The sequence below is a fragment of the Natronosalvus vescus genome, from assembly GCF_023973145.1.
Lineage (GTDB): Archaea > Halobacteriota > Halobacteria > Halobacteriales > Natrialbaceae > Natronosalvus > Natronosalvus vescus.
The window spans coordinates 1,240,854-1,261,140 of record NZ_CP099546.1 but is presented as its reverse complement, the minus strand read 5'-3'; the positions used below and the strand labels follow the sequence as shown (position 1 = coordinate 1,261,140).

The following is a 20,287-nucleotide window of genomic DNA, read 5'->3' as shown; positions in this document are numbered from 1 at the left end:
CGAGCCATACACCGGCACCGGTATAACTCGTGTCATCGACGAACGGCTATGGCGTCCACCTGCGTCTCGCTCGCGATCGACCGCCTGCGCCTCGCTCAGAACCCGTCGCCCCACCTTACATCCCACCCGAGACCACCGTTCAACCGACCGCTTTCGAAATCCGGCACGCGAGGAAGATGTTTTCTAACAGGCCGTGGTAGGTCGGCGCATGGAGATCCGTGAAGCCACTGCCGACGACAGTGAGGCGATCCGTTCAGTCGCACACCACTCGCTCTCCGAGTCGTACACCCACTTCCTCGACGAGGAGATCATCGACGAGGCCGTCGACAACTGGTACGGCGACGACCTCGGGGACGAACTCGAGCACGACGAGACGGTGGTTCTCGTCGCCGAGGACGACGGCGAGATCATCGGCTTCTCCCAGAGCGAGTGGCTCGATGAGACCCAGGGAATCGGCCGTATTCAGTGGATCCACGTCGACCCGGCACACCGTGGTAACGGGCTCGGTGTCAGGCTGCTCGTGCGCACGCGGGACGCGCTGCTCGACGCCGGCGCAGAACAGCTCCAGGGTGCCGTCCTCGCCGGGAACGAGTTCGGCAACGAGTTCTACGTCGCCCACGGGTTCGAACTGAGCGGCTCTCGCGACCTCGAGGTCGGCTCGGAAACCCACACCGAGAACGTCTACATCGAGAGCGAAGGCGAGCTCGAGTCGAGTGAAGCGTGGCGCGCGCTCGAGGCGATCGATGCCGCCGGGGGAACGCTGTACGTGAGTTACGGCGAACCCGCACGCGGTTCGAAGGCACCGTTCTACACGGTCTACGAGGACGCGGACGCCGACGAGCGCTACGGCTGGTTCTGTGGGAACTGTGACGCCACCGACGTGGCGATGGACTCGATGGGACGGGTCGTCTGTAACGAGTGTGGAAACAAGCGGAAGGCGACACGCTGGGACGCCTCGTACCTGTGAACGCTGACTCGGAACCAGTTCTCGACGTCGACTCGAATCGGGACGCTGGTCGGTGAAGCGCAACCGATTCGTGCAACCGGCTGTCGAATCGTCGAACGACGCTATTCTTCGAGACCATGTGGTACTCTGCTAGACGAATTAATCCCGTTCACGTGGTACGTCGGAAAATCCGACTATCATCGAAAGGAATCGGTCAATGCCACCGTACACCCCTGTACGATCCGGTTACAGGGAATACCCGTTGATCGACGTCCTCGTTCTCATTGGGTTCAACCTCACAGGCCGACCCGTTTGATCGACTCGAGCGCCGGTAAACCACTACCACCGAGGATCCCGCTCGTCCTGTCGAGTCCCGTGACTGTAGTCCGCTCGTTCGGTCACGAACGAGCCACATTACAAATCACGTCCCCGTTCTCCCCACGAGTGAGTCGACATCACGGGTTTCATCACCACTCGGGCGTGGCGACGGCCACGGCCGACCGGTCGACCTGATCGGACGCGACGACCCGATCAGGCGCGAGAACCACTCCGGGGCGGTTCGACAGCCGCCAGCCTCCGTTTCACCACATGAGTTCACTCGATCACATCGTTCGCGGATTCAAAGCAACGCTCGTCGCTCGAGCCATCTTCATGCTCTCGAGTGCGGCGTTGATGATCGTGCTGGCCCGGTATCTCCTCGACCCGGACGGCTACGGCACCCTGTTCTGGGCGATCGGCATCCTGAGCGTCGTCCAGTTGCTCGCCGACGTCGGCCTCGGGAAGTCGGCCGCCCGATACTTCGCGGTCTATCGCGAGAAAGATCCCGGCCAGATCCCGCACCTGATCGAGTTGACAATCGCGGTCAAGCTGGTGTGTATCGCACTCGTCACGGGCGCGTTGCTCCTCTTTTACGAACAGATCGCGGTTCTGCTCGGCGACCCGACGGTCGCCCCGTTCCTGGCCGCGGGAGCGGTCTACCTCCTCGTCAATTCGTTCAACGGCTTCACCCAGGTCGCCTTCCAGGGGTTCAACAACCTAGTGTACAGCGCGGCCGTCCAGGCGATCGGCGGCGTCGCACGGCTCGTTTTCGCCGTCGTGTTCGTGCTCGCGGGCTTCGGCGCGCTCGGGGCCTTCTTCGGCTACATCGTCGGCTACGCTGTCGCAGCCGTCTTCGGTGTCACCGTCCTCTACCTCCAGTTTTACCGCGCTTACGAGCGCGCCCCCTCGTTCGAACCAGGACTCCCCAGACGGCTGCTCGAGTACAGCGTCCCGCTGACGGCGACCCGGAGCGCGAACGTCGTCGACAAACAGATCGACATCGTCCTCGTCGGGGTATTCCTGACGAATCCGGCCGTCGCCTTCTACACCCTCGCGAAACAGATCGTCGACTTCGTTCTCGCCCCCGCCGAGTCCCTCGGCTTCACCATTTCGCCGAACTTCGGCGAGGAGAAAGCGGGCGGAAACCTCGAGCGCGCTCGAACACTCTACGAAACGGCGCTGACGAACACGCTGTTGCTCTACATCCCGGCAGCCGCCGGGCTGGCGATCGTCGCCGGGCCGTTCGTGACACTGGTCTTCGGTGGAGATTACGCTGGCGCGATCCCCGTGTTACAGGTGCTCTGCCTGTTCGTGGTCTTGCAGGCGATAACGAACCTGACGAGCGACAGTCTCGACTACCTCGGGCGCGCCCGCGAGCGAGCGATCGCCAAGGGTGGAACCGCGATGGCAAACTTCGGGCTCAACATCGTGCTGATTCCGACGATCGGCGTCGTCGGCGCGGCGATTGCGACGGTCATCACCCACTCGATCTACGTCGCCGTGAACCTCTACGTCGTCCACGTCGAACTCTCGCTTCGGGTCAAGACCCTCGTCTCGAGCATCGGCAAAATCGTCGTGATCACCGGCGGGATGGCGGTGATCGTCCTCGCAGTGACGCCGCTCGTCTCCAGTCTGGTGATGCTCGGGGCGATCATTCTCGTCGGTGTAGTGACGTGGGCCGGTCTGGCACTGGCAAGTGGCCTGCTCGATCCCCAGGACGTGCGAACGGTGCTGGGCTGAATCCGCCGTCTCTTGTACGGCTTCAGCGCTCAGCAGCATCGACGACGATCTCCGCGAACGCATCGAGTTCGTCCTGATTCACGGTGTGGCCCATCCCCTCGTAAATCCGTTCGGTCACGTCGGCCTCGAGTTCCTCGTACACCTCCACGGACTCGTGGACGCGCTCGAGTGGGATGTGTGGGTCACGGTCGCTGCAGCCGAAAAACGCCGGCGTTCCCTCGAGCGATCCCTCGTACTCCCGGGGCGTCCCCTCGGGGCCGATGAGACCGCCGGAGAAGGCGACAACGCCGCCATACCGTCGGGCATTGCGGGCGGCGAACTCGCTGGCGAGACAGCCACCCTGTGAGAAGCCACAGAGCACCGTTCGCTCGAGGGGGACGTCCTCTCGAACTGTCTCGAGCGTCGATTCGAGCAACTCGAGCGCCGAGGACAGGGAGGGCTCGTTCGAGTCGATGGGTGCGAGAAACGACTGCGGGTACCAGGTACCCCGAACGGCCTGTGGAGCGAGGTAAGCCACGTCGTCGGGGTCGATCTCCGCAGCCAGTTCGAGCATTCCCGACGCTCGCGCGCCCCGGCCGTGAACGAGGACGACTGCGGCCGCTGCGTCCTCGAGCGGGGCGCCTCCCGTCTCGACCGGCTGGTTCTGGTGGGGGTCAGTACTCATATCAGGAGAGAGGCGCTCGAGACGCAAAGGGATTCGCGAGGCGGCGAGACAGACGCGGGTCGAGGTGGCCACGCTGAGACCGCTCGAGGCGTAGGTGCAGATCCGCGCGAGTCGTTCGTCAAAAACTTAAAACAGCGACAGTTCGCCGGTCACCCGATCGACGAGGTCGTCATCGGCGGGACCGACCGCCAGCGTGGTCACCGTTCCCGGCTCGAGCTGGGTGTGACCGGCGTCCCGAACGACGGCGTTTGGCAGCCCTTCCTGATCGGCAATCTCGCTCAGTTCGTAGAGTTCGCGCTCGCTCGAGCCCTTGAGCACGACCTTCTTCTGGCCGCCGTTTTTCCACTGCTTGCGGGAACGGTCGTCGGCCTTCTCGTACGCCGAAAGGGAGGCGTGTGCAACCTGTGCAGCGAGTTTTCCGGTTCCCATCCCGATGTCCGTTCGGGCGACGATCGCTTGTTTCATACCGGGAACACGGGCACGGATGGTAAAATCCCGCCGATCCAAATCGGAGTCCTCGGCGGTGGGACGGTCGCTGTCCGAGTGCGCTGCCAACTGCGACACCTATTTGCGCTCCGCTCCAATAGGAAAGACCATGAGTTTGACACGCCGACGCTTCGCGGCGCTCACGGCGGGTACCACCCTCGGCCTCGCCGGGTGTCTCGGCGGCGACGATTCAGGCGGGAACGGGAACGGAGATGGCGACGGCATCGACGAGGACGCGCTCCTCGAGATTCCCGTCGCCGGCGATCCGGATGCCGACGTGACGGTGACCGTCTTCGAAGACTTCGGTTGCGGTGGCTGTGCCCAGTACAAGACGCGGATGTTTCCGGATATCGAGGAGGCATACATCGAACCGGGACAGATCCGATACGAACACCGCGATTTCCCGATCCCGGTTCAGGAACCCTGGTCGGAGGCCGTCGCAAGTGCCGCCCGCTCGGTACACGAGCACGAAGGCGACGACGCGTTCTTCGCGTTCACCAACGAGATCTACACCTACCACGGGCAGTACTCGTACGAGGTCATCGAAGAAGTCGCAACCGACCTCGGATTCGACGGAGAGCAGGTACGCACCGACGCCGAAGAGATTTCCTACAAGGAGGGGCTCGAGGCCGAGCGAGCGTACGGCGAACGGCAAGGCGTCGAGGGGACGCCGTGGGTCATCGTCGACGGCGACCGCGTCGAGACGAGTGTACCGTCGATCGTGGCAGCGATCGACGAGGCACTCGCCGACGGCGATTGAACCCGTTGTGACACGTGACGAGGCGAAATCGCTGACGCCAGCCGACCAGCACGGATCGCAACTATTTACGCACCCCCGCTCGAGTCACCGTACATGATCCTCTCCGACGCGGACATTCTCGACCGACTCGAGGCGGGCGACCTCGTCGTCGATCCGATCGACGACTACGACCTGCAGATTCAGCCCGCGAGCGTCGACCTCCGTCTTGGCAACCGCTTCCTCGAGTTCCAGCGGACGAACATCCCCTGTATCCACCCGAACGAAGAACACGAAGTCGACGAGTACGTCACCGAGACGGTCGTCGAGGAGGAACAGGACTTCATCCTCCACCCCGGCGACTTCGTCCTGGGGACGACCCACGAGCGCGTCGAGATTCCAGCCGATCTGATCGCCCACGTGGAGGGCCGCTCCTCGCTCGGTCGACTCGCGGTCGTCGTCCACGCCACGGCGGGCCTGTGCGATCCAGGCTATCGCGGTCAGATCACCCTCGAGCTGTCGAACCTCGGGACGGCACCGGTCGCGCTCACTCCCGGAATGCGCATTTCACAGCTCACGTTCACCGAGTTGAAGACGCCAGCGGAGCGACCCTACGGGAGCGAGCGCGGCTCGAAGTACCAGGATCAGGACGGGCCGCAGGCCTCCCGCATCCAACGCGACGACGAGTTCGGCGGCGACCAACTCGAGCGCGGCGGGGAGTGAACGGAGAACAGTTCCGCACTCGAGCGTGGCCACTGTCGAGTGGGGATTCGATTAGTCGATCCACGATCCGCTGAACCCCTCGAACCGATCCCTACAGTTATTTCAACGGCCTTCCTAGTGGCAGGTAGATGAAATTCGTCGAAGAACTCGTGGTCGAGGAGTTTCTGCCGACGATCCGCTCACTGCTCGCCGGTGAACTCCGCGAGCGGGGGCTGACCCAGAGCGACGTTGCCCAGGTGCTCGGGATCAGCCAGAGCGCGGTCTCGAAGTACGCCCACGGCGACGTCGCGACGAACGACCGGATCGCCGCTGACGACCGCGTCCAGGCGCTGGTCGAACGGCTCACCGATGGCCTCGCCGCGGGGGACATGACTCCCGTCCAGGCCTTAGTCGAGATCGAAGTGCTCGTGCGCGACCTCGAAAGCCCGGGCGATCTGCTGGCGACGCTCCACGAAGAAGCCGTCCCGGAACTGTCCGAGTACGACGCGAGCTTTCGTGTCCACGACCCCGAGAGCGCCCTGCGCTCGAGCGAACGCGTGCGCTCGTCGCTTCGGCGGGGACTGCGCATTCTCGAGAACGCGAGCGGCTTCGCCCGGCTGATCCCCGCTGTCGGCTCGAACCTCGTCGCCTGCGTGCCCGACGCCGCAGACGTCGACGACGTCGCGGGCGTCCCCGGCCGGATATTCGACGTCAAGGGACGAGCGACGGTGCCGGGTGAACCCGAGTTCGGCGTCTCCGAACACGTCGCGACCGTCCTGCTCGCGGCGAGACGCCACGGGAGCGAGGTCTCTGCGGCCGTGAACATCACCTACGACCCAACGCTGCTCGCCGAGTTGTCCGAGCGTGGCCACGAACTCGCGGAGTTCGACGAAACGGGCGACATCGAAGCCAGCGTCGGGGCGGCGATCGAAGCCACGCCGGAGGCGACCGTCCTCTATCAGACCGGCGGTGAGGGGATCGAACCCATCACGTACGTCCTCGGGTCTGACGCGGAGACCGTCGCGCACTCGATTCGGGAGTTGCTCTGAGACGATTACAATGACGAAGACGATGACCGCCGACGAGGACGCCCAGTCGTTCTACGGGCGCTGGGCAAGCCTGTACGACCTGCTCGCCAGACGCACCCCCGGCATCGTCAGCCTCCGACGGCGGGCCGCGATGGCCTGCCGGCTCGAGCCCGGCGACACCGTCGTCGAAATGGGCTGTGGAACGGGCGCGAACTTGCCGTTTCTACGCGAACAGGTCGGCCCGGAGGGATCCGTCATCGGGATCGACTTCACGGCACCAGTCCTCGAACGGGCGCACCGGTTGACCGAAGGCCACGAGAACGTCCACGTCGTCCGCGGCGATGCGACGACGACGCCGATAGACGGCCCGATCGACGCTATCCTCGCCACGTTCGTCGTTGGGATGCTCGACGATCCGGCGGGGGCGGTCGACGACTGGTGTGACCTGCTCGCACCCGGCGGTCACCTCGTCCTCGTGAACGCCGCGCGCAGCGACGCGTGGTACGGGCCGCCGGTAAACGTCCTCTTTCGAGCCGTCGTCGTCCTGTCGACACCGCCGACGACGACGCTCCGGTACGACGACGACCTCACCGCTCGACTCGATCGGCGGATTCGAACGGCGCACGATCGCCTTCGCGACCGCTCGAGCGCGGTCGCTCACGAGACCTCGGTCGGCGGCGTCGTTCGCTTGACCGGCGGACGGATCGACTGAGGATAGTGGTCGCTGCTCGGATCCGCTCGAGAGCGGTGAGACGCCGCGGCCGAACGTTACGCCTCGAGCCCCTCGTACTCTGCAATTCGGTGGCGTATCGTACTGGGAACTGGTGCCGACCGATTCGTTTCCGGGTCGAGGTTCACGAGCGTCGTCTCTCCCGTTGCCGCCCGTTCGCCGTCCGCGTAGACGGCGTACGTCATCGTCCAGCTCGAGTCGCCCAGTCCCGTGGTTTCGACGGCAGCAACCACTGATTCTCCCATGGTGATGGGGCGTTCGAACGTCACCTGCAGGTCGGCGACGACGAACGAGTACGTCTCGAGGTCGAGATCGGCGACCGTTTCGAGATAGGTCGTTCGTGCGTGTTCGAAGTAGGTGACGTAGACGGCGTTATTGACGTGCTCGAGGGTGTCGAGATCCTGGTAGCGCACCTGTACGTCGACCGAGAAGGCGTCGTCGGGTGTGGGAAACGCCGTCGTGGGCTCGCTCATTGGTAGCCCGCTCGCTACCCAGGGGTTTGGACGCATCGATTCAAACTGCCGGTGGACGCCGACTACAGTTCGAAGACGATCACCAATTTCCGTTAGAGTCAAACGCTCCGGCGGGAAAGAGTGAGCCATGAGCCAACAGCAAGGGCAGTCGATCAGGTGTCTCGTCGCGAAGGTCGGCCTCGACGGTCACGACCGCGGCGCACACGTGATCGCACGAGCGTTCCGCGACGCAGGATTCGAAGTGATCTACTCGGGACTGCACAAAGCCCCCGAAGAGATCGTCCAGGCGGCGGTACAGGAGGACGTGGACGTACTGGGCATCTCGATTCTCTCCGGCGCTCACAAGACGCTCGTCCCGAAGATCATGGACGGCCTCGAGGAGTACGATGCTAAAGACGATACGCTGGTGCTCGTCGGCGGCGTCATTCCGGACGAGGACAAAGCCGTCCTCAAGGACGAGGGCGTGGCCGCAGTCTTCGGCCCGGGGACGTCTATCGAGGAGACGATCGAGTTCGTCCGTGAGAACGCTCCTGACCGATGAGTGCGGAACACGATGCACTCCTCGAGTCGCTCCTCGCCGGCGAACACCGAGCGCTCGCTCGCGTCATCTCGAAGATCGAGAACCGCGCGCCAGGTTATCGCGACCTCGTCTCCGAGCTGTACGCCCACACGGGGAACGCATCGGTCATCGGCATCACCGGCAGTCCGGGTGCCGGCAAGTCGACGCTCGTCGATAAACTCGCTGAGACCTACCGCGAGCGCGGTGAAACTGTCGGCATCATCGCCATCGACCCCTCCTCGCCCTTTACCGGCGGGGCCGTCCTCGGGGATCGTATCCGAATGGCATCCACCGTCGGCGACATGGACGTATTCGTTCGATCGATGAGCGCCCGTGGCACCCTCGGCGGGCTCTCGACGGCGACCGCAGACGCCGTCAAGGCCATGGACGCGTTCGGCAAGGACAAGATCATCATCGAGACCGTCGGAGCAGGCCAGAACGAGATCGACATCGTTCGAACCGCCGACACGGTCGCCGTTCTCGTCCCGCCCGGGTCGGGCGACTCCGTCCAGACGCTCAAAGCAGGAATCCTCGAGATCGCCGACGTCTTCGTCGTTAACAAGGCCGATCGCTCGGGTGCCGACCGGACGGTGCAGGAACTCCTCGAGATGATCGACCTCGGCGAGGGAAGCGGGTTCGCGAGCGCCGGTGCCGGCCACCACGGGGCTGGCGCGATAGCCGATGATGACGACATAGACACCGACAAAACCGAGTCGGCGTGGCGGCCACCGGTCGTCGAAACCGTCGCGACCAAAGGCGAGGGCGTCGGATCCCTCATCGACGAACTCGGCGGACACCGCCAGTACCTCGAGGACTCCGGCACGCTCGCCGACCGAACGCGGATGCGCTACGCCGAGGAGATCAGGACGCTCCTCAGGGAAGACGTTCACACCCTCTTGCAGGGCGAACTCGAGCGTGCCGGCGGGGTCGACGCGCTCGCTGAAGCCGTTCGCCGTGGAGAAACCGATCCCTACACCATTGCCGACGACGCCCTCGACCCGATCGAAACCTGCCTCGAGGAACTCGAGTTCGAGCACCTCGAGGCGGCGTCGAACTCGCGGTAACCGGTTCGTGCCAAGGTTGAGGATCGATCGACGCCCGTGGCTCGCTTTTCCGACCGCCAGTCGAAGAACTCCCCTTACTGGTTAGGAGACCAGGCGATTCCCTCGCGAGGCCTCCTGTAGTACGTGGTAACATGACTCTGAACAGACGAATAGTACTCAAAGGAATTGGTATCGCCGGTGTGGCGACCGTCTTCGGCACCGGTGTCGGCGCCGCCAACGGCCCGGGGAAGGGCGTGGCACCCGGGGAGGAGACAATAGCCGAGATCGCCGACGCTGCTGGGTTCGATCTCCTCCTTGCAGCCGTCGACTACATCGCGGAAACCAACCCGGACAGCGAACTGGTTGCTGGCTTGCTGAACGACGAGCAGTACACCGTGTTCGCCCCAACTGACGACGCCTTCACGGCGTTGCTCGAAGCGATTGAGCTGGAGTCGTTTGCAGACATAGACGAGGCCCTCGGAGCGGGAACCGTCGAGGCGGTCGTCTCCTACCACGTCACCACCGGTCGGCGCGCATCGAACAGCGTCGTGCCACCACGTGGTGAGCGACGCATCGAGACCTTGCTGGACGGAGCACGTTTCACGGTGAACGCGGAGGGGGCGATCACCGCGGTCGGGAACACCGCCACTATCGTCGATGCCGACATCTCCGCGAGCAACGGGATCATCCACGTCATCGACAGCGTCCTCCTCCCCCTCGAGTTGTAACGCTCGAGCAAACCACCAGATGGGTACCTCAGATGGATGCCCCACTGTGCGACTCAGTTTTTTGCCGTGTGAATCCCTTCCTCGCAGATCCGCGTCGGCTACGAGACCGGCTCAGGTGAGGACATCAACGGGTATCGGTTCTATCGCGTCCCATGACGGTCGACCGTGAAAACAAGCCGCACCGCTAAGGGTTCGCCTGTCGTATGGACGCCTATGAAATTGCGAACCCTCCTCGGAGCGACAGTCGGCGTGATCGGTGGCGTCGTACTCGGCAACCGGGCACTCAGAACCCGTGCTGGGTCGCTCGACAATCCGTTTGCAGGCGTCGAACGAACGTATCGCTGGCGCGGGATGGATGTCACCTATACCGTCTCAGGCGAGCCCGACGCTCCCGACGTAGTGCTCGTCCACAGCATCCACGCCGGCGCGAGCGGCCACGAGTTTAGTCGCATCGTCGAAGATCTCGCCGAATCGTATCGGGTAACCGTCATCGACCTCCCGGGGTTCGGCCGCTCGGATCGGCCGCCGCTCGTTTACTCGCCGGGACTGTACGCGGAGTTCCTCCAGGACATCACCCGCGATACGACCGACGAGCCGATCGTAATCGCTTCCTCGCTCTCGGGTGCGTTCGCCGTCGAGGCCGCCGGGGACAGCGAGTGGGAACGACTGGTGTTGATCTGCCCGCTCACCGACACCGGTGCGCGTCGACCCTGGATGCGAACAGTGCTTCGCACGCCGATCCTGGGAACGACGCTGTTCAACATCCTCGCGAGTAAGCCATCCATCCGGTACTTCTACGAACGCGACGGCTACTACGATCCAAGCCGGATCGATCGAGAGGCGATCGAGTACGCCTGGAAGAGCGCTCATCAGCCCGGTGGGCGGTACGCTCCCGCCTCCTTCGTCGCCGGCACACTCGATCCCGATATCGACCTCGCCACGGAACTGGCCGCGCTCGAGGTACCGACCACCCTGATCTGGGGGCGAGACGCCAAACTCGTGCCGTTGCGCGACGGGCGCGAACTCGCCGACGCGGCCGACCTGGATCTGGTCGTGGTCGATTACGCGACGCAGTTGCCCCACGCCGAACATCCCGAGCGGTTCCTCGAGTACGTCGAGGCGGAGTTGCCACGAGCCGACTCCTGACCGAAAGCGCCGGGTTCAGCGGCGAACCGATACAATTTTCGAGAGAGACGGACGATAGGACTGAGATGAACCCACTCCAGGTCGTGGCCGAACCGACTGTCTGGCTGGCGTCGTTGGTGGTGCTCGTCGCATACGCCATCGTTGGCGGTGCCGTCGCACTCGATGCCAGATCCAACGACGTCGATCAGCCGGCACGCTGGGGCGGAGCGGTGTTCGTGGCCATGTTCGCCGGAACGATCCTCCTCGACAGGCAGCTACTTGGTGCGGCACTGTTCGGGCTATTCGTGATCGTCCTCTACGCTGGTACTGTGCGCACGTGAAAAACCACGCCGTCGGCCGAGGGGCCGTCGTCACAACAGCGCGTCCAGCTCCTCGAGCGAGGCCAGTTCGTAGGTCGGCTCGTGATCCCCGGGCGTTTCGATTCCCGGATCGATCCAGGCGGAGTCCATCCCCATCGCGTTCGCCCCACCGATGTCGGCGTGGAGCGAATCGCCGACGTGGATCGCCGCATCCGCCGTCGTGTCGAGGCCGGATAGTGCCCGCTCGAACGGGGTCGGATCTGGTTTCGGCGGGACGCCATTCCGTGGATCGGTGAACACGGACACGTCGACCGCGTCCAGGAGGTCGAGCGCCTCGAGTTTCTGCGTCTGTGTCTCGCATCCGCCGTTGGTGATGAGGCCGACCGGGCCGTTCTCCCGCGCCCGACGAAGGGCGCGTTTGGCACCAGGTCGAAACCGAACGTCGGAGGGATCGGCAAACTCGAGATGCGACCTGGCCAGATCGGGTGCAACGGCGGGATCGATATCCGCCTGGCGAGCAGCCGCCTCGAAGAGACACTCGAAAAATTCGCGGTCGGTTTCGGCGGTCGGGACGCATGTCGAGGCTATCCGAAGGTCGGCGGGCGTACAGAACGGATCGACGCCGGCGTGGGAGAACGTCGCCTCGAGACGCTCGTCAGGCTCCCGGCAGGGCTCACAGAGCGTACTGTCGAGATCGAAACACACCGCATCGTACGCAGCCATCGACCGCTACTTCGAGGGTCGTCCCCCTGAAGATTTCGCCTCGTCGGGACGACCCCGCGATGGTCGAGCCTCCCTCGAGTGGTTGCGCTCACATTCCCATGTCCGCGGCCGCTTCGGGAACCGGCAGGTCGTGTGGCGAGACGCCGAGTCGCTCGCCGACGTGGTCGAGCGCCATGTCGAATCCGTAGTAGCGCTCGAGTTCCTCGCCCGTTTCCGACGTCCGAACCTTGAGCATGGCGTATCCGTCGAGATTCTGAGCGATGGCGGCCGTGATTCCCTCGCGTTCGAACTCGAGGAGGCGTTCAGCATCGGTTTCGGTGTACGTCGCGGTGATGCCGTTCGCTTCGGCTTTCCGAGCCGTGTCGGTTACGTCGTTAGATCCGTTCACAGGTTCCTCGGTCATGTCGAAGGATTCTCGTTGGGGTGATTGGAACCTGTCGATTCCCCACGAGCGGTCGCCCCGCGTGACAACGGACACGTCGAAATCGATGACAATCACTCGTTACGGACAGTACGGAACCCATACTTTTTCACCCGTTCCTCGAGGTGTCGGTCGATGACTCGGACAGATCTCGACCACGTCTCGCGCCGACGACTCCTGTCGGCGCTCGGGGTTGTCGCCGGTGTCGGGCTGGTGTCGGGGTGTCTCGCTGATCGGGACGCGGATCCGACCAGCAACGAGACCGACACGGAATCGAACCCCGAAGACGACACTGATGCGAACGAAGAGGAAAATAAGACGCCTGATGAGGAATCGAGCGACAGCGACAGTGGGGCCGATGACAGTGGAACCAACGAATCGAACGAGCAGGACGAAACCGACTCGTGGGGCGTCGACGAGTTCGTCTTCGATGCCCGCTCGTCCGGCTTCACCGGCGTGGAACCAGCGGTGATAGCCGACGAGGAAAACCCCACACTCGTCCTCACCGAGGGCGAGGAGTACACGCTCACGTGGAGAAACGCCGACGGCCACGCTCACAATATCGAGGTCTGGAACGACGACGAAACGGTCGTCGGCGACTACGCGACCGAACCAATGGACGTCGAGGGCGACTCCCAGTCGCTCACCATCGAAGCGAGTCCCGCGATGGCCGAATACGTCTGTGCAATCCACGCGAGTTGGGGCAAACGCGGCGACCTCGAGATCCGAGCGCCAGATCAGTCGTAAGCGACAGCAGGGTGGGAACGCGTACCGGTTCGGAAACGACACCGATAACTCGCTGGTCACGAAGGCCAACCTGTTGCCGTGACCGCGACCGACCACCACGCCAGCTATCAGCACCTCGAGAGTCTCCGATCCACGCGGGCCGTCGCCGGCCGCTGGGCGCTGCTCTCCGTTGTCGCCTTTCTCGGCTTCGGTTACGCGTTCGTTCGGCTTCACGGACTCCTCCTCGGCCAATCCTTCGAGCCGATCGTCATCACCCCGTCATCCCTGCCGAACGCAATCGAGGCCGTTGCGCTCCTCGTGGGGACACTCGTATTGGTCGCCGTGCCCCACGAACTGTTACACGGCGTCGCGATGCACCGATACAACGGTGACGCTCGGTACGGCGTCCAACTGGCGCGATTCGTCTTCCCGTACGCCTACGCAGAGAGCGACGCGACCTACGAACGAAACACGATGCTCGTCATCCTGGTGACGCCGTTCGTCGTCATCTCGAGCCTCGGCGTCCTGCTCGCGCTCGGCCTCGAGGCGACTTGGCCGCTCTTTTTCGTCGCCGCCAACGCTGCCGGCTCCGTCGGCGACCTCTGGACGGCGCTTCGGTTGCTCCGATACCCCTCGACCGTTCGCGTCGGGCCGCCACCAGCCGACGAAGGCGCACTCGGTGTGTACGGTCGATCCGACGTCCCCACTCGGACAGGGCCACTTCCCGCGGTCGTGCTCGGTGCAGTCGTCGGTGCCGTCGGGACGTTCGCCAGCCTCGTAGCCGGGTTCGTTGCGCTGGTGTTTCTCTCGCTCGGGTTCGACACCGGCGCGGTCGTGCTGGGTACCTCCGACGGCTGGCTGCTCTTTCGTCACGAACTGCTCCCTGGCGAGGGAGCAGTGATCGAAGTGGGCGAAGGACTCATCGCGGCGCTTTCTGTCACTGGAGGAATGCTGTGGGCCGCGTTGACGACTGTAGAAGGGTGACCTACGACGGGTCGACGACAACGACGCGAAGGTCGTTCACGTTCGTCCCCGTCGGCCCCGTTTCGAGGATGGAATCCAGTTCCTCGAGAAACGATGTCACGGCGTGAGCATCGAGAGCGTTACGCCCCGCATCGACGGCCTCCGAATCGGGAAGCGTTCCGCCGTCGACGATGGCCCCACAGGCCTCGGTTGGGCCGTCGATGCCGTCGGTGTCGATCGACGCGAGGACGGCCGAATCAACCCCCGACTGGGCGAACTCGAGGGCACTCGCCAAGGCGAGTTCCTGGTTTGGCCCGCCGACGCCGGCCGGATGCACGCCTTCGCCTCCACCCGCGTCTCCGTCCGCAGCCGCCCGCGAAGCATCACGAACCGTCACGGTCACCTCGCCACCCGAGAGCACCACTGCGGGTGGCTCCACCGGATCACCACGGACGAGCATCTCCTCGACGATTGCTGCGTGTACACTCCCGACGTCGGCCGCTTCGCCGCGAAATCGACTCGAGAGCACGAGCGTCCGATACCCCCGCTCTCTAGCGACGGCTTCGGCGGCGTCGATGGCCGTCCGCGTGCCAGCGAGACAGTGCCAGTCCGCCGCGGCGACCGCGGGATCGTCCGGGTCGGGCGTCTCCTCGAGGTCGCCGTTCGCGCCCGACTCGAGTCGACGGCGTATCGAATCCGGGAGCGTCTCCGCGAGGCCGTACCGACGACAGACGGCGAGCGCATCCGAAAACGTCGACGGGTCAGCTACCGTCGGCCCGCTACCGATCACCGAGGGGTCATCCCCGACGACGTCGCTGATGGCGAGGGTCACGACCCTCGCCGGGGCCGCCGTCCGGGCTAAGTGCCCACCTTTGATCGTGGAGCAGTGTTTGCGTACGGCGTTGATCTCGTCGATCGACGCCCCCGACTCGAGCAGGGCGTCGGTCGTCTCCCGCAGCGCCTCGACCGAGATATCCGCTGCCGGTGCGGTCAACAGCGCGCTGGCCCCGCCCGTGATCGTTGCGAGGACGAGATCAGCGGATGCCGCGTCCGCTGCGTACTCGAGTACGCTGGCCGTCGCCTCGCGGTTTCGCTGGCTAGGGATCGGGTGATCGCCCTCGAGCACCTGTACGTGGGACGTTTGTACGGGGGACGTTTCACCCGTTGATCGGGAGACGACGGCTCCCTCGAGCGCGTCGATACGGCCGTCGGCGAGGGCGGGTTCGAGGATCGACTCGAGCGCCCTGGCCACCCCAGTCGAGGCTTTGCCGCCACCGATGACGATGACGCGATCGACGCCGGACAGGTCGTACGCGGAGCCGTCGATGGAGAGTCTCTCGTCCTCGAGCGAGACCGTGTCCGGGACGACCCGTTCCGGAACTGTCGCTCGGATACCGGCCTCGAGACACTCGAGGGCGGTCTCTCGAGCAGGCGTCGTGGCGTGGGTAGCTCGGTTGTGGAACATGGTGGCGAGCGAGTGGTACTGAGAGAGTGGCGAAGAGGGAGTAGCGATCAGACGAGACGCCGGAGCAGCCCGTACACAGCGTCGCGTAGCCGATCCGGCAGGAATCGGGCGTACAGTCCGTACTCGGCGACCGGCCCGACGGGATAGCGGGCGGGCGGTTCCGGACACGTACCGGCGTGGAGGATGGCGGCGGCGACGTCCTCCGGATCGACGGCCAACGGGCCCTCCCCGCCCACCAGTTCTGCCTCGTCGAACAGCTCGTACAGCGACTCGTAGGCGGGCGTCCGTTCAGTGGGTACCTCCTCGTCGACGCCGTCGGGGATCGCCGTCTCGATCGGACCCGGTTCGACGACGACGACCTCGAGCCCGAACTCCTCGACCTCCGCCCGAAGCGCGTCGCTCATCGCCTCGAGCGCGTGCTTCGAGCCGGCGTAGGGGCCCGTTCCCGCGAACGAGAGGCGACCGAGTATCGATGAGACGTTGATGATACGGCCTTCGCCCTGGGCGCGCATGTGCGGGAGGGCTGCCCGCGTCAAACGGTGTGGGCCGTAGACGTTGACGTCGAACTGGCGCTGGAGCGACGCCGTCGAGACGTCTTCGATCGGCCCCAACTGGGCGTAGCCGGCGTTGGTGACGAGGCAGTCGATCGCATCACCGATCTCGACCGTTCGCTCGACGGCGCGGCCCACCTGGGCGGGATCGGTCACGTCGAGTTCGACCGTCTCACAGCCCGCGTCGGCGAGGTCGGCGATCGACTCGCGATCGTGTGCTGCGGCGACCACGAGCCAGTCCTCGGCCAGAAACGCGCGGGCGGTTGCCGCCCCGACCGGCGAGTCACAATCGGTGACGAGAACGCACCGCTTTCGCGTGTAGCGGTCGTCAGTTGTCGTCGATGCTTCGACAGACTCCCCATCGGAGTCCGTCGTCTCGGCGTCGACGCCACCCGAATCCATCGTCGAGTATCCAGGCTCCCCGCCTGAGGACGCCGTCTCAGACCTCGAGGACGTGGGTTCGGATCTCGAGGACGCCGTCTCAGACGAGTTAGCGGTCGATTCCGTCCCGTTCGTCACATCACTCGCGTCTCGGTCGTGTGCCGTCCCATCGGTCGCTGGATCCGCCGCATCCGTCGCCGCGGCATCGGCATCGGCATCGTCGGCCGCTCCCTGAGTCATGGGAGTGTGATTCGGGGGTAGGGGCCTAAGTATCGACGGTTTGTCTCGCTCACTGGACGGCGAGGTACGAACGAGAGGGATGCTCGAGTGATAGGGATCGTTGGAGTCACGTACCGTCGTTTGCTGGCTCTGGGGTGAGCAAACGACGGTACATTGTCACAACGATCCCTATGAGCCCCACCCATCCAGCATCGCTCGAGTACGAACGAGGGCCGGTTTCCGCCTCCGATGATCTTTTGAGCGCCCCAATCCGATAACCAGCTAACAGTCGTGTCGCCTACACTCACATCGCTGGTTGCCGGCGTGGTCTTCGGACTCGCACTCGCTGCCCCACCCGGCCCGATGAACGCCATCATCGCCGAGGAGAGCGTCCTCCGTGGCTGGAACGCCGGGTTCAAAGCGGGCCTCGGGGCGATGCTCGCGGACGTCCTCTTTTTCTTCCTCGCCCTGGGCGGGGCCGTCGCCGTCGTCGACCGGTACGCCACCCTCCAGTCTGCACTGTACCTGCTCGGTGGCGTTCTCATGCTCGTCTTCGCCGTCGGCGCCTGGCAAGAGGTTCGCTCGACGGCGTCGTTCACCGGCGACCTCGAGGCCGGTGCGACGGGATTCCAAAAAGCGTTCGCCCTCTCGTTGACCAACCCGCTCCAGATCGGGTTCTGGCTCACCATCGGCATCGGGTTGATCAAACCGGGGACGCTCGACGTGTTCGCACACGTACCCGCACTCGGAGAGACGCTCGGCGGTACCGTCATCGTCGAGACCGGGAGTCTTGCACTGCTGGTCGGTTTCTTCGTCGGCATCGCCGTCTGGATCACCGGCTACCCCGCAGCGCTCGCTCGAGCCGGCCGCCGAGTCGACGCGTTCGCCCCCGCCGTTGCGCTGCTCAGTGGCGTCGTCCTCGCCGGATTCGGCCTGTTTTTCCTCGCGATGGGGATTGCCGGCGTCCGCTGATCGAGCGTGTGTCGGAGCATCGCTACAGCGCACCTTACGAGAGATTCCTAATTCACCCAACTCGAGTCCGGTCGCCCGCCATACTGACATCAGTTACGAACCATCACCCGTTACGAACCATCCGCCGTAGACACGTCCGATTCCGATTGCTCGAAGTAATAATGATAGTGTGCCTCACAACCGGGGTTGAACGACGCATCACAAAAGGGGCAGACGTTCCCGGACTCGAGGTACTCGGGAACCGTCAACCGTCGATCACAGACGCCACACAGGACGGACGGTTCGTCGAACCGGTCACGAGGCCAGGGAACGGGGCGATGATCGGCTACGGTGTCGTGACACCGGTGGCAGGGGTAGTAGGTGTCACAGCAGTCGAATCGAAACGCGACGACATCCCGTTCGCTGTTGTAGTGGGCACAACGGGTTTCGGAGTCGACGTCGACGCCTCGAACGTGGACGTGGACGTGAGGGTTGTTATCACGGACGTGGACGTGACGCTCGTCGTGGGCACACACGCTCGAGGCGACGACCCGAGGGATGGTGAGTGTGGCGGAGTTATTCGAACGCGGTCGTATCACCGCGGCGGTAGCGATCGAGGCGCTGATACCCTCGAATCGCGCCGTCTTCCTCGAGCGTGAGTTCGTACCGGCCGATGATGTCCTGGGTGTCGGGCACGGCCCGTCGTTCGATGACGTCGACAACTGCGATCCACCCCTCCTCAGTCGGGGAGATCTCGCTGATGGTGTCGAGCGGGTGGCCGATGATCGAGTCGGCCGCTCGTTCGATGCGTTTTCGGATCGCGAGCAATCCCTCGAGGTCGTCGTCTTCGATCTCCGCTGCCTCGAGGTCGACGTCGTCGACGTCGACAGCCTGTGGTTCGGTTACCTCTTCTTGTTGCATTGGTGTCTCCGTGGTGTCAGTGGCTGCGGGTTCGTCACGACGATCGGCGTCGGCACCCGCCGAATCGTCTGTGCTGGATTCGCTCGAGTCGTCGCCCGAGTCGTTCTCGGCCTCGTCAATTGCGTCGTCATCGGGATCCTCGCCGATCGTCTCGTCACTCGAGTCGTGCTGGTGGCAGAATCCGTCTTCCTTCGCCGGGCGCGAGCAGCGCTCACCCGACGCTGTGAGCGCCTTGCATTGGTCGGTTGCTTGTGATTGTGCTTCGGCCATCGTTGGAATGGGTGATTCGATCTGTGGATTAGAGAGCACTCGAGACCGTCGACTCGAGGCTGGCGACATCGTGGTCACCGTCCTCGTTGCCAGCCACTTTCGGCGACAGCACGTCGGTGAAGACGTTCGTCAGTACCGCGTGATCGACTTCGTCGCCGTCTGCGTCGGCATCACTCACCGAACCGTCGAAGACGGCGAGCCCCTTCGCAGCGGTGATCGCGACACGAGTACCCACGACGATGTCGAGTTCCTCGCGTAGCTGCCGAGTCGCCTCGACGACGTGTTCGATCCGTTCTCGAGTAGCGTCGACGTGGGCGGCGACGATTTCGCACTCCGTCTCGAAATCGTAGTAGTCCACGTGGACGCCGACCATCCGATCGAGGAGGGCGTCCTGCGGTTCGTGGACGCCGGCGTACTCGGCGGTGTTCGACGTGAGGATCGCGCGGAACTCGGGGTGGACGTCGATCTTCCGGTCGTCGCCGCGCTTCCCGGGGCGCTCGAGGATGCCCTCCTCGAACACGGACAACAAGACGTTGTGGGCGACGGGATCGCTGCGCGAGAACTCGTTGTAGACGAGCGTCGCGCCCTCCCGGGCGGCGACCGAGAGTGGGTTGTCGACCCACCGTTCACGAACGACTTCGGTACGCTTGTGGACGCCGCTGACGTACCGGTCGTCCTCGAGGTACTTCTCCCCGCCGGCGTGATCGCCGACGAGCGCCGCGGTGTCGACGGCCTCGTCGCCGTCGATCCAGACGACTGGCCGACCGCGCTGGGCGGCCGAGGCGAGCGCCAGGGCCGTCTTTCCACAGCCGGTCGGGCCGATCACGTGGACGGGCTGATCCGCCTCGAGCCAGCCATCGATTCGGTCGGCCAGCGAGGAAACGGCATCGGTCGTGACGAACGGGTCGGGCATGACGTCTTCCGGTGATCGAAGAATTTCGCGAGCGCTTCCGGTCGTTCCGTTCGATTGGGCACCGTTTGAACGCGCCTGTTGCTGGCGCTTTTTCGCCCGTCGCCGTTCCTTGACGTTCCGGTCGCTCCGGATCTTTCGTCCGCGGACTTTTCGGTCGCGACTGGCTGAATCAGGGCCCATTCGAG

24 protein-coding genes are annotated in these 20,287 nt (G+C 64.4%); 14 read left to right on the top strand and 10 right to left on the bottom strand.

What is annotated here, in order from left to right; all coding sequences use genetic code 11:
* Positions 1 to 208 precede the first annotated feature (208 nt).
* Positions 209 to 967: a GNAT family N-acetyltransferase gene (locus NGM68_RS06090; protein ID WP_252700751.1), complete on the top strand. Its 759-nt coding sequence runs from the start codon at positions 209 to 211 to the stop codon at positions 965 to 967.
* 567 nt (positions 968 to 1,534) lie between these two features.
* On the top strand, positions 1,535 to 3,004 hold the full coding sequence (locus tag NGM68_RS06085) for a flippase (protein ID WP_252700750.1): 1,470 nt from the start codon (positions 1,535 to 1,537) through the stop codon (positions 3,002 to 3,004).
* Between the two features lie 22 nt (positions 3,005 to 3,026).
* Here NGM68_RS06085 and NGM68_RS06080 read toward each other — a convergent pair whose 3' ends face one another.
* Positions 3,027 to 3,668 (bottom strand): alpha/beta hydrolase, encoded by a 642-nt coding sequence (locus NGM68_RS06080; protein ID WP_252700749.1) that lies wholly within the window; start codon positions 3,666 to 3,668, stop codon positions 3,027 to 3,029.
* 126 nt (positions 3,669 to 3,794) lie between these two features.
* Entirely contained in the window at positions 3,795 to 4,133 is a 339-nt protein-coding gene (pth2, locus tag NGM68_RS06075) for a peptidyl-tRNA hydrolase Pth2 (RefSeq protein ID WP_252700748.1), read from the bottom strand.
* A 130-nt stretch (positions 4,134 to 4,263) separates the two neighbouring features.
* On the opposite strand from pth2, the gene NGM68_RS06070 reads away from it, so the two are divergent.
* From NGM68_RS06070 to NGM68_RS06055, 4 genes are all read left to right on the top strand, one after another.
* Positions 4,264 to 4,914 (top strand): DsbA family protein, encoded by a 651-nt coding sequence (locus NGM68_RS06070; RefSeq protein WP_252700747.1) that lies wholly within the window; start codon positions 4,264 to 4,266, stop codon positions 4,912 to 4,914.
* Between the two features lie 93 nt (positions 4,915 to 5,007).
* Positions 5,008 to 5,613 carry a dCTP deaminase gene (gene dcd, locus NGM68_RS06065; protein WP_252700746.1) on the top strand — a complete coding sequence of 202 codons (606 nt, stop codon included), beginning with the start codon at positions 5,008 to 5,010 and terminating at the stop codon, positions 5,611 to 5,613.
* Between the two features lie 128 nt (positions 5,614 to 5,741).
* Positions 5,742 to 6,641 (top strand): thiamine-phosphate synthase family protein, encoded by a 900-nt coding sequence (locus NGM68_RS06060; RefSeq protein ID WP_252700745.1) that lies wholly within the window; start codon positions 5,742 to 5,744, stop codon positions 6,639 to 6,641.
* A 10-nt stretch (positions 6,642 to 6,651) separates the two neighbouring features.
* The gene (locus NGM68_RS06055) at positions 6,652 to 7,332 is read left to right on the top strand and encodes a class I SAM-dependent methyltransferase (protein ID WP_252700744.1); all 681 of its coding nucleotides are present in this window, start codon (positions 6,652 to 6,654) and stop codon (positions 7,330 to 7,332) included.
* Positions 7,333 to 7,388: 56 nt separating this feature from the next.
* Here NGM68_RS06055 and NGM68_RS06050 read toward each other — a convergent pair whose 3' ends face one another.
* On the bottom strand, positions 7,389 to 7,823 hold the full coding sequence (locus NGM68_RS06050) for an acyl-CoA thioesterase (RefSeq protein WP_252700743.1): 435 nt from the start codon (positions 7,821 to 7,823) through the stop codon (positions 7,389 to 7,391).
* 127 nt (positions 7,824 to 7,950) lie between these two features.
* Between NGM68_RS06050 and NGM68_RS06045 the strand changes: the two genes are divergently transcribed.
* The 5 genes from NGM68_RS06045 (at position 7,951) to NGM68_RS06025 (ending at position 11,619) form a co-directional block, all read left to right on the top strand.
* Positions 7,951 to 8,364: a cobalamin B12-binding domain-containing protein gene (locus NGM68_RS06045; protein ID WP_252700742.1), complete on the top strand. Its 414-nt coding sequence runs from the start codon at positions 7,951 to 7,953 to the stop codon at positions 8,362 to 8,364.
* Positions 8,361 to 9,446: a methylmalonyl Co-A mutase-associated GTPase MeaB gene (gene meaB / locus NGM68_RS06040; protein ID WP_252700741.1), complete on the top strand. Its 1,086-nt coding sequence runs from the start codon at positions 8,361 to 8,363 to the stop codon at positions 9,444 to 9,446. The genes NGM68_RS06045 and meaB overlap by 4 nt, the downstream gene beginning before the upstream one ends.
* Positions 9,447 to 9,577: 131 nt before the next feature.
* A complete protein-coding gene (locus NGM68_RS06035) occupies positions 9,578 to 10,153 on the top strand; it encodes a fasciclin domain-containing protein (RefSeq protein WP_252700740.1) in 576 nt (191 codons plus the stop codon).
* Between the two features lie 213 nt (positions 10,154 to 10,366).
* The gene (locus NGM68_RS06030) at positions 10,367 to 11,299 is read left to right on the top strand and encodes an alpha/beta fold hydrolase (protein ID WP_252700739.1); all 933 of its coding nucleotides are present in this window, start codon (positions 10,367 to 10,369) and stop codon (positions 11,297 to 11,299) included.
* A 65-nt stretch (positions 11,300 to 11,364) separates the two neighbouring features.
* A complete protein-coding gene (locus NGM68_RS06025; protein WP_252700738.1) occupies positions 11,365 to 11,619 on the top strand; it encodes a hypothetical protein in 255 nt (84 codons plus the stop codon).
* A gap of 30 nt (positions 11,620 to 11,649) precedes the next feature.
* Here the strand turns inward: NGM68_RS06025 and NGM68_RS06020 are convergent, their stop codons facing one another.
* Both NGM68_RS06020 and NGM68_RS06015 read right to left on the bottom strand, forming a co-directional pair.
* Entirely contained in the window at positions 11,650 to 12,321 is a 672-nt protein-coding gene (locus NGM68_RS06020; protein WP_252700737.1) for an HAD family hydrolase, read from the bottom strand.
* 88 nt (positions 12,322 to 12,409) lie between these two features.
* Positions 12,410 to 12,724 carry a DUF7111 family protein gene (locus NGM68_RS06015; protein WP_252700736.1) on the bottom strand — a complete coding sequence of 105 codons (315 nt, stop codon included), beginning with the start codon at positions 12,722 to 12,724 and terminating at the stop codon, positions 12,410 to 12,412.
* 153 nt (positions 12,725 to 12,877) lie between these two features.
* On the opposite strand from NGM68_RS06015, the gene NGM68_RS06010 reads away from it, so the two are divergent.
* Both NGM68_RS06010 and NGM68_RS06005 read left to right on the top strand, forming a co-directional pair.
* Positions 12,878 to 13,489 (top strand): cupredoxin domain-containing protein, encoded by a 612-nt coding sequence (locus tag NGM68_RS06010; protein ID WP_252700735.1) that lies wholly within the window; start codon positions 12,878 to 12,880, stop codon positions 13,487 to 13,489.
* 78 nt (positions 13,490 to 13,567) lie between these two features.
* Entirely contained in the window at positions 13,568 to 14,452 is an 885-nt protein-coding gene (locus NGM68_RS06005; protein ID WP_252700734.1) for a DUF3267 domain-containing protein, read from the top strand.
* A 1-nt stretch (position 14,453) separates the two neighbouring features.
* Here the strand turns inward: NGM68_RS06005 and NGM68_RS06000 are convergent, their stop codons facing one another.
* Positions 14,454 to 15,896, bottom strand: coding sequence for a glycerate kinase type-2 family protein (locus NGM68_RS06000; RefSeq protein ID WP_252700733.1), 1,443 nt, complete (start codon positions 15,894 to 15,896; stop codon positions 14,454 to 14,456).
* Positions 15,897 to 15,943: 47 nt separating this feature from the next.
* Positions 15,944 to 16,849 carry an SDR family oxidoreductase gene (locus tag NGM68_RS05995; RefSeq protein WP_252701388.1) on the bottom strand — a complete coding sequence of 302 codons (906 nt, stop codon included), beginning with the start codon at positions 16,847 to 16,849 and terminating at the stop codon, positions 15,944 to 15,946.
* Between the two features lie 489 nt (positions 16,850 to 17,338).
* On the opposite strand from NGM68_RS05995, the gene NGM68_RS05990 reads away from it, so the two are divergent.
* Positions 17,339 to 18,019 (top strand): LysE family translocator, encoded by a 681-nt coding sequence (locus NGM68_RS05990; RefSeq protein ID WP_256469938.1) that lies wholly within the window; start codon positions 17,339 to 17,341, stop codon positions 18,017 to 18,019.
* A 110-nt stretch (positions 18,020 to 18,129) separates the two neighbouring features.
* Here NGM68_RS05990 and NGM68_RS05985 read toward each other — a convergent pair whose 3' ends face one another.
* The 3 genes from NGM68_RS05985 to gvpN are packed head-to-tail and all read right to left on the bottom strand — an operon-like array spanning position 18,130 to position 20,282.
* Positions 18,130 to 18,534, bottom strand: a complete 405-nt coding sequence (locus NGM68_RS05985) for a CHY zinc finger protein (RefSeq protein WP_252700732.1) — start codon at positions 18,532 to 18,534, stop codon at positions 18,130 to 18,132.
* A 40-nt stretch (positions 18,535 to 18,574) separates the two neighbouring features.
* Positions 18,575 to 19,189 carry a gas vesicle protein GvpO, halophile-type gene (gvpO, locus tag NGM68_RS18230; protein WP_305884204.1) on the bottom strand — a complete coding sequence of 205 codons (615 nt, stop codon included), beginning with the start codon at positions 19,187 to 19,189 and terminating at the stop codon, positions 18,575 to 18,577.
* Between the two features lie 28 nt (positions 19,190 to 19,217).
* On the bottom strand, positions 19,218 to 20,282 hold the full coding sequence (gene gvpN, locus NGM68_RS05970; RefSeq protein WP_252700731.1) for a gas vesicle protein GvpN: 1,065 nt from the start codon (positions 20,280 to 20,282) through the stop codon (positions 19,218 to 19,220).
* Between the last annotated feature and the right edge of the window lie 5 nt (positions 20,283 to 20,287).